Consider the following 16,669-nt stretch of genomic DNA (forward strand, 5'->3'; position numbering starts at 1 on the left):
GGCTACCGTCGCGGTGTGGAATCACCCGTCGACCGTCTGCAGCGCGCCACCCTGTACCTGTGCACCGACGCCCGCCGTGAGCGGGGTGACCTGGCCGAATTCGCCGACGCCGCGCTGGCCGGCGGGGTCGATCTGATCCAGCTGCGCGACAAGGGCTCGGCCGGGGAGAAGCAGTTCGGACCGTTGGAGGCGCGTCTGGAGCTCGAGGCACTCGAAGTACTGGCCGACGCGGCGCGCCGGCACGGCGCCTTGCTGGCGGTCAACGATCGCGCCGACATCGCCCTGGCGGCCGGGGCCGATGTCCTGCATCTCGGTCAGGATGATCTGCCGCTGGACGTCGCCCGCGGCATCGTCGGAAAGCGCCCGGTGATCGGCCGCTCCACCCACGACACAGCGCAGGCCGCGGCCGCGGTCGATGAAGCAGTGGACTACTTCTGCGTCGGGCCGTGCTGGCCGACTCCGACCAAACCGGGACGCTCCGCGCCGGGCCTGGACCTGGTGCGCTCGACGGCTGCGCGGCAACCGGCCAAGCCGTGGTTCGCCATCGGCGGGATCGATCATCAGCGGCTACCCGAGGTGCTCGCAGCGGGAGCCCGGCGCATCGTGGTGGTGCGCGCGATCACCGCGGCCGAAGACCCTCGGGCGGCTGCCGAAGAACTGAAGGACGTGCTCGGTAGGGCTTATTGATGCCGGTTGCGCTCCAGCGGCAGCGACGCCGTCACCACCCGCAGCTGCGCCCAGCTCGCGGCGAAGCCGGGATGCAGCGGCAATTCGGCGACCTCGTCCTCGGCCACCCAGCGCAACTCGGAGCTCTCCCGGTTCGGGATCGTGGCCAGCGGTTCAGGCACGTCGGCGATCACGGTGGTGTAGGACCAGTGCGTGCCGCCGATGCCGGCCACCTCGGCAGTCACCACGGTGGTCCGTACGGTGAGCTGCTCGGCCGTCACCCCGGCCTCCTCGTTGGCTTCCCGGACCGCGGCCTGCTCGGCGGTCTCGTGACTGTCGCGGGCACCGCCCGGCAACGCCCACGTGCCGCCCTGATGGCTCCACGGCGCCCGGTGTTGCAACAGCACCGCCGCCGCTGCGCCGGGCCACGGCGCCCGCAGCAACAGACCCGCCGCACCGTGACGCCCCCAATAGCGGGCGCCGTTGTCGGAGAACACCCAGCCGTCACCGTCGCCGCGCACCCGTACAGGATAAGGAACGGCGCCAGTTTCGGTGCGGCCCAATTTCTCCGCGAGCCTAAGCGCAGCCCTCTTAGAATTTTTTTATAGTGGTGGCACGCCCCGATTGCACCGAAACTAAATGAGGTCCGTGCGCAGGTGACTGTGGAGTTGGCACATCCCTCGACCGAACCACTCGCGTCCCGGTCGCCGACTACTCCTGCCCACCCACGCTGGTGGTTTCTGTGGACCACTCCCGGGCGCATCCTGACGATCGGGCTCGTGTTGTCCGCACTCGTACTCGCCAGCGCATTCGCGACGTCCACCACCATCAACGACCGCCAGCAGGCGTTGACCACGGTGCTCGACCACACCGAGCCGCTGGCGTTCGCGGCCGGCCAGCTCTACACCACGCTGTCGGTGGCCGACGCCGCCGCGGCCACCGCCTTCATCGCCGGTGCCGAACCCCGCGATGTGCGGCAGCGCTACGAACAGGCGATCACCGACGCCTCGGTGGCGGTGACGCGGGCATCGAGCGGGCTGACCGACGAGACGCTGGTGCAACTGCTCGGCCGGATCAACGCGCGGCTGGCCGTCTACACCGGCCTGGTCGAGACCGCCCGCACCAACAACCGGGCGGGCAACCCGGTCGGTTCGTCGTACCTGTCGGAGGCCTCGGCGCTGATGCAGTCGCAGATCCTGCCCGACGCGCAACGGCTCTACGAGGAGACCTCCGCCCGGGTGGACGCCGAGACGACGGCCTCCACCCGGATCCCGGCCCCGGTCATGCTGGTGGTGTTGGCGACGCTGATGTTCGGGGTGTTCGCCAATCGCTGGCTGGCGCGCCGGACCAGGCGGCGGGTCAACATCGGTTTCGTGGCGGGCGGGATGGCCGTGCTGATCATGTTGATCTGGGTGACCACCGCGCTGGTGATCTCGACTTCGGACAGCCGCAGCGCCAAGGACACCGCCGCCGAATCCCTCAAGACGGTGACGAACCTGGCCATCACCGCCCAGCAGGCCCGGGCCGACGAGACGCTGGCCCTGATCCGGCGCGGCGATGAAAACCTGCGCAAGCAGTCCTACTACCAGCGCATCGAGGCGATGCAGCAACAGCTCGCGCGGTATCTGGCCCGCGACACCGGTATCGACAAGAGCGATCTGACCGGTGCCGAACAACTGCTCACCAAGTGGCGCACGGCCGATGACCGGATCAACGCCTATATAGCGGTGGGCAACTATCAGGCCGCGACGCAGGTGGCCTTGGGCACCGGCGAGGATGATTCCACGCCGGCCTTCGACAAGCTCGACGACGCATTGTCCAAGGGCATCCAGGAGAGCCGCAGTCAGTTGCGCAACGACATCGCCAATGCCCGCCGGGTGCTGTCCGGTGCCACGGTGGGTGCTGCCCTGCTCAGTGTGGCCGCCGCGCTGGCGGTGGCCCTGGGCCTGTGGCCTCGACTCAGCGAGTACAGATGATGGGAACGATGCGAAAGATGTTGGCCGTCCTGACGGCGGCCCTGGCCGTGGCCGGATGCAGTCAGAGCGCGCCGGCCTTGACGGCGCCGACGATGACGCTGGCGCCACCCAGCCCGGCCGGCATGCAGGAACTCGCCCCTCAACCGGTGCGGGTGCCGACGCCGAACACCGACGAGTGCAACCGCACTGCCAGTCTGCGGCCGTTCAGCAACAAGGCCGACGCCGACGCCGCGGTGGCCAAGATCCGCGAACGGGGACGGCTGATCGTCGGGCTGGACATCGGCAGCAATCTGTTCTCGTTCCGCGATCCGATCACCGGTCAGATCAACGGCTTCGACGTCGACATCGCCGGAGAGGTGGCGCGCGACATCTTCGGAACGCCGTCACAGGTCGAGTACCGCATCCTGTCCTCGGCAGACCGCATCACGGCACTGCAGAACAATCAGGTGGACATCGTGGTCAAGACCATGACCATCACCTGTGAGCGCCGCAAGCAGGTGAACTTCTCCACCGTGTATCTGATGGCCCACCAACGGATCCTGGCCCCGCGGGACTCCAACATCTCGCAGGCCTCCGATCTCTCGGGCAAGCGGGTGTGCGTGGTGGACGGCACCACCTCGCTCAAACGGATCCAGCAGATCAGCCCGTCACCGATCATCGTGTCGGTGGTGACCTGGGCCGACTGCCTGGTGGCACTGCAGCAACGACAGGCCGACGCGGTCAGCACCGACGATTCGATCCTGGCCGGACTGGTGGCGCAGGATCCGTATCTGCACATCGTCGGCCCGAGCCTCAACGAAGAGCCCTACGGCATCGGGTTGAACCTGGAGAACGATCCGCTGGTCCGGGTGGTCAACGCGACGCTGGAACGCATCCGCCGCGACGGCACCTGGAACACGCTGTACCGCAAGTGGTTGACGGTCCTGGGTCCGGCGCCGTCACCCCCGGTCGCGAGGTATGTCGACTGATGAAAAAGCCCGACGACGCTGATCTTCCGGAAACCCCCGACACCGCAGGCGGTCCCGGAACACAGCCGGCGAGCCTGGAAGACCTCGACATGGACTCGCATTCGACCATACGGCCCATGGCGACCCAGGCGGTGTTCCGTCCGGAGTTCGACGATTCCGACGACGGGCCGTTCGGCGGGGCCGACACCGAACCGCAAAACCTTGCCACGATCGCCACCCGGATACTGTCTCCGATTCGCAGGTTGGGCGGCGGACTGGTGGAGATCCCACGGGTGCCCGAGCGGGACCCGTTGGCGGCGTTGATGACCAACCCGGTCGTGGCCGAACAGAAGCGGTTCTGCTGGAACTGCGGCAAGCCGGTCGGCCGGTCGTCGTCCGACGGGCACGCCTTGTCAGAGGGCTGGTGCCCGCACTGCGGCAGTGCGTACTCGTTCCTGCCGCAGCTGTCGCCGGGTGAGATCGTCGCCGATCAGTACGAGATCAAGGGCTGCATCGCCCACGGTGGATTGGGCTGGGTGTATCTGGCCTTCGACCACAACGTGAACGAACGTCCCGTCGTGCTCAAAGGTCTGGTGCACTCCGGTGACGCGGAAGCCCAGGCGATCGCAATGGCCGAACGCCAGTTCCTGGCCGAGGTGACCCATCCGGGAATCGTGAAGATCTACAACTTCGTCGAACACGACGACAAGCACGGTAATCCGGTCGGCTACATCGTGATGGAGTACGTCGGCGGAACATCGCTGAAACAGGCCAGGGGAACCCGGCTTCCGGTGGCCGAGGCGATCGGCTACATGCTCGAGATCCTGCCCGCCTTGGGCTACCTGCATTCGATCGGGCTGGCCTACAACGACCTCAAGCCCGAGAACATCATGATCACCGAGGCGCAGCTCAAGCTGATCGACCTCGGCGCGGTGTCACGGCTCAACTCGTACGGGTACCTGTACGGCACACCGGGATTCCAAGCCCCCGAGATCGTGCGCACCGGACCGACGGTGGCCACCGACATCTACACCGTGGGGCGCACGCTGGCCGCGCTGACCTTGAATCTGCGGACCCGCCGTGGCCGCTACGTCGACGGTCTTCCTTCGGAGGACCCGGTGCTCGACACCTACGACTCGTTCGGGCGGTTCCTACGCCGGGCCATCGATCCCGATCCGCGGCGTCGGTTCACCAGCGCCGAGGAGATGTCGTCGCAGCTGCTCGGTGTGCTTCGCGAAGTGGTGGCGGCAGATACCGGGATCCCCCGCCCCGGCCTGTCGACCGTCTTCAGTCCGTCCCGGTCGACGTTCGGAGTCGACCTTCTGGTCGCCCACACCGATGTCTACGTTGACGGGCAGGTGCATTCGGAGAAGCTGACCGCCCAGGAGATCGTGCGGGCGCTGCCGGTACCGCTGGTGGATCGCACCGATGTGGGTGCGCCGATGTTGGTCGCGAGTGTGCTCAGCCAACCCGTGCACACTCTCGACCAGTTGCGTGCCGCGCGCCACGGCTCTCTCGACTCCGAGGGGGTGGACCTGGCCGAGTCGGTGGAGCTGCCGTTGATGGAAGCACGCGCCCTGCTCGATCTGGGCGACGTCGCCAAGGCCACGCGCAAACTCGACGACCTGGCCACCTGGGCCGGCTGGCGCTGGCAGCTGGTGTGGTTCCGCGCTGTGGCCGAGATGCTCTCAGCCGATTACGACTCGGCGACAAAGCATTTCACCGAGGTACTGGACACCTTGCCCGGCGAGCTGGCACCCAAGCTGGCGTTGGCCGCCACGGCCGAGTTGGCCGGCACTGCCGACGAGCTCAAGTTCTACAACACGGTGTGGAGCACCGACAACGGCGTCATCTCAGCCGGTTTCGGCTTGGCCCGCGCCGAGTCGGTCGCCGGGACCCGCGACAAGGCAGTCGAGACGCTCGACGAAGTCCCACCCACCTCACGACATTTCACCACCGCCCGGCTGACCAGCGCGGTGACCCTGCTCTCGGGCCGGTCCACCGGCGAGATCACCGAACAGAACATCCGTGATGCGGCCCGGCGGGTGGAGGCGCTGCCCGATTCGGAGCCGCGCGTGCTGCAGATCAGGGCGCTGGTGCTGGGCACCGCGATGGACTGGCTGGCCGACAACTCGGCGAGCAGCAATCACATTCTCGGATTCCCGTTCACCGAGCACGGTCTCAAGCTGGGCGTCGAGGCGTCGCTACGGGCGTTGGCCCGCGTCGCCCCCACGCAGGCGCATCGGTACGCGCTGATCGACCTGGCCAACAGTGTGCGGCCGATGAGCACCTTCTGATATCCGCACGCAGACCTGCGCGATCGCCAACTCCTCGTTGGTCGGCACCACCAGCACGGTCACCGCTGAGTCCGGTGCGGAGATGCGACGGGCCTCGCGTGAGGACGAGGCATTGAGCGCCTCGTCGATCGTGATGCCCAGCCCGGTCAGCCCGGCCAGCGCGTCGCGGCGCACCGCGGCATCGTTCTCCCCCACTCCCGCGGTGAAGCTGATGACATCGGTGCGGCCCAGCACCGCGAGGTAGGCGCCGACGTACTTGCGGAGCCGGTGGATGTAGACGTCGTAGGCCAATTGCGCGTTGTCGTCGCCGGATTCGATCCGGGCGTGCAACTTACGGAAATCGTTTTCGCCGCCGAGGCCGCGCACACCAGAGCGCCGGTTGAGCATCGTGTCGATGTCCTCGACACCCATGCCCGCGGTGCGGCACAGGTACATGATGATGCCGGGATCGACGTCGCCACTGCGGGTGCCCATCACCAGGCCCTCCATCGGCGTCAGGCCCATCGAGGTGTCCACGGCCCGCCCCTGGGCGATCGCCGACGCCGACGCACCGTTACCCAGGTGCAGCACAATCTGATTCAGCGACTCGTACGGGCGATCCAGGAAGGCAGCGGCCTGCTGGCTGACGTACTGGTGCGAGGTGCCGTGGAAGCCGTAGCGCCGGATACCCCAGCGCTCGGCCACCTCTCGGTCGATGGCGTAGGTCGCGGCCGCCTCGGGCAGGTTGTGGAAGAACGCGGTGTCGAACACCGCGATGTGCGGCAGATCGGGCAGCAGCTTGCGCGCCACCTCGATACCCAGCAGTGCGGGCGGATTGTGCAGCGGGGCCAGCGGAGCCAGTTCCTGCACCTTGGCGATCAGCTCGCCGTCGATCAGGGTGGGCCGGTAGAAGGTCTTGCCGCCGTGCACCACCCGATGCCCCACCGCCACCAGGCCCAGCGTGTCCAGGTGCAGACCCTGCGCGGCCAACTCGTCGAACGCCGCCCGCAGCGCGGCGTCATGATCGGGCACCTGCGCCGAGCCGATCTGCTCGATGATGCCGTCGGCCAGGAACTCGCCCGAATCCGGTTTGACCACCGCGTATTTGAGCGACGAGGACCCGGAGTTGACCACCAGAACTGTCATGAGTCTTTGGCGCTCCTCACGTCCGCGGGCTGCCCCTGCGCCTGAATCGCCGTGATCGCCACGGTGTTGACGATGTCCTCGACGAGCGCCCCGCGGGACAGGTCGTTGACCGGCTTGTTGAGCCCCTGCAGCACCGGGCCGATGGCGATCGCACCGGCACTTCGCTGCACGGCCTTGTAGGTGTTGTTGCCGGTGTTGAGATCGGGGAAGATCAGCACGGTGGCCCGTCCCGCCACCGCCGAATCCGGCATCTTGGTCAGCGCCACCGAGGGCTCCACTGCCGCGTCGTACTGGATCGGGCCCTCGACCAACAGGTCCGGTTCCCGCTGACGGACCAATTCGGTCGCGGCCCTGACCTTGTCGACATCGGCGCCGGTACCCGAGGTGCCCGTCGAGTAGGACAGCATGGCCACGCGCGGATCGATGCCGAACTGGGCGGCGGTGCGGGCCGAGGAGATCGCGATGTCGGCGAGTTGCTCGGAGGTCGGGTCGGGCACGATCGCGCAGTCGCCATAGGCCAGCACCCGGTCGGCCAGGCACATCAGGAAGATGCTGGACACCGTGGAGATCCCGGGCGCGGTGCGGATGATCTCGAAGGCCGGACGCACGGTGTGCGCCGTGGTGTGTGCCGCACCCGAAACCATGCCGTCGACCATCTGGTTGTGCACCAACATCGTGCCGAAGTACGACACGTCGTGGATGATCTCGCGGGCCTGCTCGACCGTCACGCCCTTCTTGCGGCGCAACTCGGCGTACTGCTCGGCGAACTGGTCGCACAACTGGCTGGTGCGCGGGTCCAGGACCGCCGCCGCGTCGAGGTCCACACCGAGTTCAGCTGCCCGGGAGCGGATCTGGCTCTCCTCACCGAGGATCGTCAGCTCGGCGACCCCGTGTTGCAGCAGCCGGCCGGCGGCTTTGAGGATGCGGTCGTCGGTACCTTCGGGCAGCACGATGCGCTTGCGGTCCGAACGGGCCTGGTCGAGCAGTTTGTAGGTGAACATCTGCGGGGTGGTGACCGCGGGGATCGGGATGCTCAGCTGATCGAGCAGGTCGTTGACGTCGACGTGTTTGTCCATCAGTGCCAGCGCGGTGTCGATCTTGCGCTGCGATTTCGCCGTGACCCGACCGCGCGCCCCGGCGACCCGGCTTGCGGTCTCGAAGGTTCCGTACTCGGTGGCCACGATCGGCAGCCGCTGCCCCAGCCCCTCGACCAGCGAAGCAATGGCCGGATGCAGCGCCAGACCGCCGTTGAGGATGATGCACGACAGCGACGGAAAGCCTTCTGCGGCATGGGCACTCACCAGGGCCAGCACCACGTCCGAACGGTCGCCCGGGGTCACCACCGCGACTCCCTCGGTGAGCCGCTCCAGGCAGTGCTCGGCGGTCATGCCGGCCACCATCACGCCCATCGCCTCACGCGAGAGCAGCTCGGGATCCCCGGCGATCACCGTGCCGTCGACCGCCACCTGCAGTTCGGCCACCGACGGTGCCACCAGCACCGGCTCCTCGGGCAGCACATAGGCGGGCGGGCCGAGCGGTTTGAGGGCCGCGGCCACCGCGTCGAGCTGCGCCGGGTCGCACCGGTTGGCCACCACCGCCGCGGCATGCGCATGCTGGTGGTTCAGTTCGGCCAGGCACACCTCCACCACGTGGGCGACCTCACCGGGCGTGCGGTCGGCGGCCTTGACCGCGAGCACCACCGGTGCACCCAGGTTGACCGCGATGCGGGCGTTCATGCTCAGCTCGCTGGGCGTGGCGACGTCGGTGTAGTCGCTGCCCACGATCAACACGGCGTCGCACTTCTCGGCCACGCGGTGGAACCGGTCGACGATCTCGGCGATGGCGACGTCGGGATCCTCGTGCACCTGCTGGTAGCTGACCCCGACACAGTCGTCGTAGCTCAGCCCCGCGGTGGTCCCGGCCAGCAGCAATTCGAGGATGTAGTCGCGGTCCTCACCGAGGCGCGTGATGGGGCGGAACACCCCCACCCTGGGCACGGTCGCGGCCAACCGGTGCAGAATGCCCAGCGCAATGGTGGATTTACCGGTGTCCCCTTCGGGTGAAGCTACGTAGATCGCGGTCGCGATGTTTCCATCCGGCACCGCTCCAGCATTCCCTAGGTCAGCCCAGCGCCGCCACCGCCCCCGCAAATTCCGTGCAGAACCAGTCCACGTCGCTCATCGAGAACACCAACGGCGGGCGCACCTTGAGGACGTTGCCGTCGGCCCCGCACACCGAGATCAGCACCTTGCGGTCCCGCATCGCATTGACCAGGTCGTGGGCGCCGGCGCGGTCGGGGGCCTTGAGGTCGGGGTCGGTGACCATCTCGACGCCGACGTACAGCCCGACACCGCGCACATCGCCGATGCGTGGGGTCTCGGTGGCGATCCGGCTGAGCTCGTCGCGCAGCGCGGTCCCGACCCGCCCCGCGTTGGCCATCAGGTCCTCGTCCTCGATGACGTCGAGCACCGCGCCCGCGGCAGCCATCGACACCGGATTGCCGCCGAAGGTGTTGAAATACGGCACCTCACGGGCGAACGTCTCAAGTACCTCGCTGCGGGCCGCCATCGCCGCCACCGGTAGCCCGTTGGCCATCGGTTTGCCCATGGTGATCAGATCCGGCACGACGCCATGGCGGGTGAAGCCCCACATCGCCTCCCCGGTGCGGCCGAACCCGGGTTGCACCTCGTCGGCGATGAACACCCCACCTGCCGCCCGCACCGCCGCCACCGCCGGCGCCAGCACCGCGGGGTCCGGGTAGATGCCGTCGGAGGAGAAGAACGTGTCGACGATCAGGCAGTTCATCCCGTGCCCGGCCGCTTTCAGGTCAGCGACAGCGGATTCCACGCCGGCCAGGAACCGGGCGGCCACGTCCTGGCCCGAACGGTAACTGTCCGGTGCGGCCACCACACGCACATGAGGACCGATGGCGGTGGCACCCCCGATCGACGGTGAAATCGCCGTCACCGCTTCGGTATTGCCGTGGTAGGCGTCGCAGGTGACGATCACACCGCGGGCGCCGGTATACATCTGGGCCACCCGCAGCGCCAGATCGTTGGCCTCCGAGCCGGTGCAGGCGTACATCACCTGATCGACCTCGGCGGGCAACGTATCCAACAACCGCTGCGAGTAAGCCACGATGCCGTCGTGCAGGTACCGGGTGTGGGTGTTGAGCGTCTCGGCCTGCCGGGTGATCGCGGCCACCACCCGCGGATGGCAATGGCCGACGCTGACGACGTTGTTGTACGCGTCGAGATACCGTTCACCGTCCGCGTCGAACAGGTGGCTGCCGCTGCCGCGGACCAGGTGCACCGGCCGTTCGTAGAACAGCCGGTACGCCGGGCCGAGTAGGTGGGCGCGGGCTTCGATCAGCCGCTCGGTGTCAGGGTCGGTTGCCAGACCGGTGTAACTGTTGGAGTCCATGATGTTCGAGAACCCCATGCCCGCGCCCCCCGTTCAGCGTTCGTGCGCTTCCTCCAACACTGTGCGTCCGAGATCGGAATAGCGTTGCGGATTCCTGAATTTCAGGAACAGCGCCCACAACACACCACCGATTCCGGCGATGCCAACAACATACGGGATACAGGTGAAGATCCAGTCCGAAGCGGCTGAACCCGCAGCAAACGACGCGTTCTTGGCGAGCAGGTAGATCACATAGAGCATGCCCGTGCCGCCCAGCAGTGGCGCCAGGAAGGTGGTGAACCAGTTCGCGGTCTCGGGATGGCGCTTCTGCACGTGGAAGTAGGAGATCACCGAGAACGCCGCCAGGGCCTGCACGATCATGATGGCCGTGGTGCCCAGCAACGCCATCAGGCCGTAGAGACCGGTGTAGGGATCACGTCCGGTGATGTCGAAGAACATCACCACCACGGTCGCGAATCCGGTCTGCACGAATCCGGCGATGTGCGGTGATCCGTGCACCGGATGGGTCGCGCCGATGGTCTTGCGCATGCCCGGGATGACGTTCTCCCGACCGATGGCGTACAGGTAGCGTGCGGCGCAGTTGTGGAACGCCATACCGCAGGCGAACGAGCCCGTCATCAGCAGGATCTTGAACATGTCGACAGCCCACTGTCCCAGATGCTCGTGCACGGGCGTGAAGAAGATGTTGCCGGCCGTGGCCGAATCTTGCGCCAGCGCAATCGCATTCTGCGGACCGGTGCCGACGATCGCGAGCCACGAAACGATGACGTAGAACGCGCCGATACCGACGACCGAACAGATCACCGCAATCGGGATGATCTTCTTGGGGTTTCGCGACTCTTCGCCGTACATGGCGCTGGACTCGAAGCCGACCCAGGACCAGAACGCGAAGAACAGGCCGACACCGGCCGATCCGGCGACGGTGATCATGCTTCCGTCGACGCCGGCGACCTCACCGGACAAACTCTGCAAACCGTTGAGCGGGTTGAGCGATCCCAGCGACCACCCCTGCGGGCCGCCACCGGTGAACACCACTGACAGCGCCATCATGGCCAGCATGATGATCTCGGTGATCAGGAACACCCCGAGTACCTTGGCCGCCAGGTTGATGTCGAAATAGGTCAGCACGGCATTCACCGCCAGCATCACCACGGCGAAGAGGATCCAGGGCACGTCGATGTTGAAGAACGACTTGAACAGATCGTTGCCGAAGAACGAGAAGATGCCGATCAGCGATGCCTCGAACACCATGTAGGCCAGTGCGGTGAGGAATCCCGCACCCAACCCGACGACGCGGCCCAGGCCGTGCGAGATGTAACCGTAGAACGCACCGGTGGCGGTGATGTGCTTGCTCATCGCCGCATAACCGATGGCGAACAGGGTCAGCACGATGGTGGCGACGAAATATCCGGCGGGCGCATAGGCGCCGTTGCCGAAGCCGACCGCGATCGGCACGTTGCCGACCATGGCCGTGATGGGGGCGGCGGTGGCCACCGCCATGAACAGCACGCCGACCAGTCCCACGGCGTTGGGTTTGAGGCGTTGGATTGGGGCACCGGCCTGGGCCGGCGGATCGATGATCTCGCTCATTTCGGGTCCTAACTGAAGGACGGTTTTCGGACCACTATTTGGTCTGATTGCCTGGGCGTCGACGACGACTTTGTGGTGCGACGCAGCACATTGTTATCCCGCCCAGGTCAATGGGCAACTCGAAAGTTCCTGGTAGTCAACGCCTTTGTTGCGGCGATGTTTCGAACCTGGGAATCGTGCAACGGCCAGGTTAAGCAGTCGGTTTTGGTCTGCCCTGGACGCTCGATTTGGTTCAGACTCGGGGCATGCCCCAGACCCCTGGCGGCCCGGTCGCCGAGGACGTGCGTCGCCGCATCCTGTCCATGCTGGCCTTGGGCTCCTTGCGGCCCGGCTCGCGGCTGGGCACCGAGCGTGAGATGGCGGAGAGGTTTTCGGTGTCGCGGTCCACGCTGCGCAGTGCACTGTTGCCGTTGAGTCAGGCCGGCGTGCTGGAACGCCGGACCGGGCGCAACGGCGGCACGTTCGTCCGCGCCGACGTCGTGGAACGCAACGCTGCCGAGTTGGCCGGCCTGCCGGCCCGGCTACGCAGCAGTGGTCACAGCAGCGCCACCCGGGTACTGGCCACCGACCGCAGGCCGGCCACCCAGGTTGAGGCGCATGCACTCGAAATCGCGGATGGGACAGAGATATTCACGATCCGGCGGGTGCGGTTCGCCGACGGTGTGCCGCTGTCGGTGGATCTGGCGTGCTTCGTGGCCGACCATGTGGAGGACCTGCTGGAACAACCGCTCGGCGGTTCGCTCTACGAGCTGGTGCGGGTGCGCTACGGGCTGACGCCGGCTGTCACCACCGAGACCATCGAAGTGGTCAGCGCCAGCCCCCGCGAAGCGCAGTGGCTCGACATCGCCCACCGCAAGCCGCTTCTGGCCATCACGCGGGTCACCCGCGACGACAGCGGACGGCCGTTCGAGTACGCCTACGACCTGTTCCGGGCCGACCGGGTCCGGCTCACCGCCACCAGCCACGGCAGGGTCGGGGCGGTGCGCCGGTCGGTCAGCAGCGCTTAACCCAGCTTGCGCAGCCGGGGCTCCAGATCCTTCTTGAACAGGTCGAGGAACCGGCGCTGATCATGCCCGGGGGCGTGGAACACCAGGTGGTTCAGACCCCACTTCACGTACTGGCCGACCTTCTCGACCGCCTCGTCGGGATCGGATGCGACGATCCAGCGCTTGGCGACCTGCTCGATGGGCAGCGCGTCGGCGGCCTTCTCCATCTCGATCGGGTCGTCGATCGAGTGCTTCTGCTCGGCCGTCAGCGACAGCGGAGCCCAGAACCGGGTGTTCTCCAACGCCAGCTTCGGATCCGGGTCGTAGGAGATCTTGATCTCGATCATCCGGTCGATGTCGTCGGCGTTGCGGCCGGCCGCCTCCGCGCCCTCCTTCACGGCGGGGATGAGCTTGTCCTTGTACAGCTCTTCACCCTTGCCCGAGGTGCAGATGAAGCCGTCACCCGCGCGGCCCGCGTACTTGGCCACCACCGGCCCGCCGGCGGCGATGTAGACCGGCACGCCGCCGGTGGGCACGTCGTAGATCGAGGCGCCCTTGAGCCGGTAGTACTCGCCGTCGAAGTCCACACGGTCGCCGACCCACAGCTCGCGCATGAGCTTGACCGACTCCCGCAGCCGCGCGAAGCGCTCCTTGAACTCCGGCCATTCCCCGGCGTAGCCGGTGGCGATCTCGTTGAGCGCCTCACCGGTGCCCACCCCAAGGAAGATGCGATCCGGGTACAGGCACGCCATCGTCGCGAAAGCCTGCGCGATCACCGCCGGGTTGTACCGGAACGTCGGCGTGAGCACCGAGGTACCCAACACCAGCCGCTCGGTGCGCTCGCCCACCGCGGTCATCCAGGCCAGCGAGAAGGGCGCATGCCCACCCTCGTGCCGCCAGGGCTGGAAATGGTCGCTGACCGTCGCGCTGTCCATCCCGGCCGCCTCGGCCAGCACCGCCAGCTCGACAAGTTCCCGGGGCGCGAACTGCTCCGCCGATGCCTTATATCCCAGTTTCAGTTCAGCCACGGGTTCGTTTCTACTCCCTGGGCGCGCCACGGGTGCGCCACGGGTGCGTTTCTACCAACTAGCTCTGCGCAGCTCTACCAACCGACCTTGCGCACTTGGTGACGAAGGCCAAATGCACGACCAGATTGCAGACGGCATGCCTTACCAGTGCGTACACACTTGTTAGGTTGCCAACGTAGGACGTCAACCAATGATCATGTCAGGGGTGCGGACGATACTGCCGCTGTGAGCGAGTTGATGGTGGTCAAGCGGTGCGTGAAGTACCCGCTGGCACCATCTGCGACACAGTCGGAGGTGTTGGCTCGCCAGGCTAGCGCTGCTCGAGCGTTGTGGAATCTCATCCACGCGCACCACACGTTCTACGAGGGGTCGAGACGGTGGCCGTCGTGGTCGGACTCGGATGCGGCGATCCGGCAGGCCCGCAAAGACATCGACTGGCTGGCAGTGCTGCCCGCCCAAGCCGCACAGCAAGTACTCAAGGCCTACAAGCACGCCTGGTTGAATTATTGGAACGGCACCCACGGTCGGCCTATGTGGAAAACGCGTCGGGCACGCCGCGCGGTCGATGTGCCCCAAGCTCGCGACCTCAATCTCACCCGGCTCAATCGCAAGTGGGCGACCGTGGCCATTCCGAAAGTCGGGACAGTCAAGGTCCGGTTGCACCGCGCCGTACCTGAGCGGGTCACCGGTGCACGGGTGGTGCGGGAGGCTAGTGGCTGGATGCTGGTGGTGCGTGGCGAAAACCGTGTGGCCAAACCCCGCCGACGACGCACCGCACGCGGCAGTGCAGGTATCGACCGCGGCGTGATCCACACCCTGGCATTGTCGGACGGGTCGTTCATCGACCAAGCCGCCACCCTGGCGTCGGGTGAGAAGAAGCGCCTGTACCGCCTTGAACGTCGAGCCGCGCGGCAGCGGGCAAGGGCGCTCCGCAGCCGCACAGCAAGCCGCAGACTGTTGCGGACATACGCCCAGATCGCAGGCCTGAAAGCCCGCCAGGCCCGACGCCGCTACGACTTCGCCCACCAAGCCACCGCTGCACTGGTCGCCACCGGGGTGGCCACCCTGGTGGTGGAGGACCTGCGGGTGAAGGACATGACCCGCAGCGCTAAAGGCACCGTCGAGGATCCGGGGGTGAACGTCAAACAGAAGTCCGGGCTGAACCGGTCCATCCTCAATCAAGGGTGGACCCAGATCCTGACGCTGCTCACATACAAGGCCGATCAAGCAGGGGCACGGGTCATCCGGGTCCGGCCACACAGCACGTCGCAGACGTGCCACCGATGCGGGTCCACCGCAGAAGGGCAACGCGAAAACCAAGCGTTGTTCCGATGCGCAAACACAGCATGCGGGTGGACCGGCAACGCTGACACCAACGCCGCGATCGCGATCAAAAACCGGGGCCAGGAAGTGGCCTTGCAGGACGTGGAGCCCAACGCCACCGGGCAGGCCGTGAAACGTCAAAACCCGAAAACCGCCGCCTAACGACGGCGCCAATAGGGAACCGCCTCCTTCAGGACGGCGGAGACTTCATTCCTATGCCTAAACTCGCGGCATGGCAGCAGCCCTGACCGCGATCACCGAGCACGTGCACTTCGCACAAACCGACTTGGTCAACTGGACGTTGGTGACCGACGGGAAGCGGGTCATGCTGATCGACGCCGGGTTCCCGGGACAGCGCGAGGACGTCGTCGGCTCGGTCCGCCAACTCGGGTTCGGCATCGACGACATTGCCGCCGTCCTGCTGACCCACGCCCACATCGACCATTTCGGGACTGCCATCTGGCTGGCGAAAACCCATGGCACACCGGTCTTTTGCCATACCGCCGAACTCGGACACACCAAGCGTGAATACCTCGAGCAGGCCGCGCCCGCCGATGTGGTGCGCAACATCTGGCAGCCGCGCTGGCTGAAGTGGGCAGCCACCATCACGGTCAAGGGCGGGATGAACCACGACGGCATCCCCACCGCCCGGTCGCTGACCGCCGAGATCGCCGCGGGGCTGCCCGGCGCGCCCACAGCTGTGCCCACCCCCGGGCACACCGGCGGGCACTGCTCCTTCATCGTGGACGGGGTTCTGGTCAGCGGCGACGCCCTGGTCACCGGGCATCCGCTCCTGCCGCAGGCCGGTCCGACCCTGCTACCGGCCCTGTTCAACCACGACGAGGCGGGCTGCCTGTCCAGTTTGAAGACGCTGGCCGCGGTCGAGGCCGATGTGATGCTGCCCGGGCATGGTCCGGTATGGCGTGGATCCATCGCCGACGCTGCCGCTGCCGCGGCCGACCGGCACGCCTAGTGCTGCAAGATGCGGTACCCCAGTAGGAAGAACCCGGTCAGGCACAGGCCGCAGGCGAGCACGATCGTCGGCATCAGGACCATCTGATCGAGTTCGTCGGGGTCGAACACCTCGTCGTCGTACACCGAGCCAAACAGCACCCGGGCAAACTTGGTCCGGCGGAACGCGTGCATCCGCCGCCGTGATTCCGCCGAGTCCGCTCGCCGACCGATGAAGAGCCGCAAAGCCACCCCGGTCGCAAACACCACCGCAGCCGCTGCCAGCAGCAGCGATCCCACGATTACCTGGAGACTCGGCAAATACCCCCCTAGCGGTGACAACAGCTTCGGGGCCAG

14 protein-coding genes are annotated in these 16,669 nt (G+C 66.8%); 7 read left to right on the top strand and 7 right to left on the bottom strand.

Features of this window, described 5'->3' with window-relative positions:
* Positions 1–15: 15 nt before the first annotated feature.
* Complete coding sequence (gene thiE, locus BKG60_RS03760; RefSeq protein ID WP_070946620.1) at positions 16–687, top strand: thiamine phosphate synthase; 672 nt, start codon at positions 16–18, stop codon at positions 685–687.
* On the opposite strand, the gene BKG60_RS03765 is transcribed toward thiE, so the two are convergent.
* Positions 681–1,187, bottom strand: a complete 507-nt coding sequence (locus tag BKG60_RS03765; RefSeq protein ID WP_070187609.1) for an NUDIX hydrolase — start codon at positions 1,185–1,187, stop codon at positions 681–683. The two genes, thiE and BKG60_RS03765, sit on opposite strands and share 7 nt — an antisense overlap.
* Before the next feature lie 135 nt (positions 1,188–1,322).
* Here BKG60_RS03765 and glnX point away from each other — a divergent pair, with 135 nt between their 5' ends.
* The 3 genes from glnX to BKG60_RS03780 are packed head-to-tail and all read left to right on the top strand — an operon-like array spanning position 1,323 to position 5,886.
* Positions 1,323–2,642, top strand: a complete 1,320-nt coding sequence (gene glnX, locus BKG60_RS03770) for a protein kinase G-activating protein GlnX (RefSeq protein WP_070946619.1) — start codon at positions 1,323–1,325, stop codon at positions 2,640–2,642.
* The gene (locus BKG60_RS03775) at positions 2,642–3,610 is read left to right on the top strand and encodes a glutamate ABC transporter substrate-binding protein (protein WP_423213131.1); all 969 of its coding nucleotides are present in this window, start codon (positions 2,642–2,644) and stop codon (positions 3,608–3,610) included. Before glnX ends, BKG60_RS03775 begins: the two co-directional genes overlap by 1 nt.
* Positions 3,610–5,886 (top strand): serine/threonine-protein kinase PknG, encoded by a 2,277-nt coding sequence (locus BKG60_RS03780; RefSeq protein ID WP_070187607.1) that lies wholly within the window; start codon positions 3,610–3,612, stop codon positions 5,884–5,886. Before BKG60_RS03775 ends, BKG60_RS03780 begins: the two co-directional genes overlap by 1 nt.
* Here the strand turns inward: BKG60_RS03780 and BKG60_RS03785 are convergent.
* Genes BKG60_RS03785 through BKG60_RS03800 form a run of 4 tightly spaced genes read right to left on the bottom strand, consistent with a single transcriptional unit; the run spans position 5,794 to position 12,024 of the window.
* On the bottom strand, positions 5,794–7,011 hold the full coding sequence (locus BKG60_RS03785; protein WP_070946618.1) for an acetate kinase: 1,218 nt from the start codon (positions 7,009–7,011) through the stop codon (positions 5,794–5,796). The genes BKG60_RS03780 and BKG60_RS03785 overlap by 93 nt on opposite strands.
* Positions 7,008–9,113, bottom strand: a complete 2,106-nt coding sequence (pta, locus tag BKG60_RS03790) for a phosphate acetyltransferase (RefSeq protein WP_070946617.1) — start codon at positions 9,111–9,113, stop codon at positions 7,008–7,010. Before pta ends, BKG60_RS03785 begins: the two co-directional genes overlap by 4 nt.
* Positions 9,114–9,132: 19 nt before the next feature.
* Positions 9,133–10,452: an aspartate aminotransferase family protein gene (locus tag BKG60_RS03795; RefSeq protein WP_070187604.1), complete on the bottom strand. Its 1,320-nt coding sequence runs from the start codon at positions 10,450–10,452 to the stop codon at positions 9,133–9,135.
* 15 nt (positions 10,453–10,467) lie between these two features.
* Positions 10,468–12,024: an APC family permease gene (locus BKG60_RS03800; RefSeq protein ID WP_070187603.1), complete on the bottom strand. Its 1,557-nt coding sequence runs from the start codon at positions 12,022–12,024 to the stop codon at positions 10,468–10,470.
* Between the two features lie 245 nt (positions 12,025–12,269).
* On the opposite strand from BKG60_RS03800, the gene BKG60_RS03805 reads away from it, so the two are divergent.
* Complete coding sequence (locus BKG60_RS03805; protein WP_070946615.1) at positions 12,270–13,031, top strand: GntR family transcriptional regulator; 762 nt, start codon at positions 12,270–12,272, stop codon at positions 13,029–13,031.
* Here the strand turns inward: BKG60_RS03805 and fgd are convergent.
* Positions 13,028–14,038, bottom strand: a complete 1,011-nt coding sequence (gene fgd / locus BKG60_RS03810; protein WP_070946614.1) for a glucose-6-phosphate dehydrogenase (coenzyme-F420) — start codon at positions 14,036–14,038, stop codon at positions 13,028–13,030. The genes BKG60_RS03805 and fgd overlap by 4 nt on opposite strands.
* 225 nt (positions 14,039–14,263) lie before the next feature.
* On the opposite strand from fgd, the gene BKG60_RS03815 reads away from it, so the two are divergent.
* Positions 14,264–15,523, top strand: coding sequence for an RNA-guided endonuclease InsQ/TnpB family protein (locus BKG60_RS03815; RefSeq protein ID WP_083339397.1), 1,260 nt, complete (start codon positions 14,264–14,266; stop codon positions 15,521–15,523).
* A gap of 70 nt (positions 15,524–15,593) precedes the next feature.
* Positions 15,594–16,334 carry an MBL fold metallo-hydrolase gene (locus tag BKG60_RS03820; RefSeq protein ID WP_070946613.1) on the top strand — a complete coding sequence of 247 codons (741 nt, stop codon included), beginning with the start codon at positions 15,594–15,596 and terminating at the stop codon, positions 16,332–16,334.
* Here BKG60_RS03820 and BKG60_RS03825 read toward each other — a convergent pair.
* The gene (locus BKG60_RS03825) at positions 16,331–16,612 is read right to left on the bottom strand and encodes a hypothetical protein (RefSeq protein WP_171055089.1); all 282 of its coding nucleotides are present in this window, start codon (positions 16,610–16,612) and stop codon (positions 16,331–16,333) included. The genes BKG60_RS03820 and BKG60_RS03825 overlap by 4 nt on opposite strands.
* Positions 16,613–16,669 lie beyond the last annotated feature (57 nt).

The organism is Mycobacterium syngnathidarum (assembly GCF_001942625.1).
GTDB lineage: Bacteria > Actinomycetota > Actinomycetes > Mycobacteriales > Mycobacteriaceae > Mycobacterium > Mycobacterium syngnathidarum.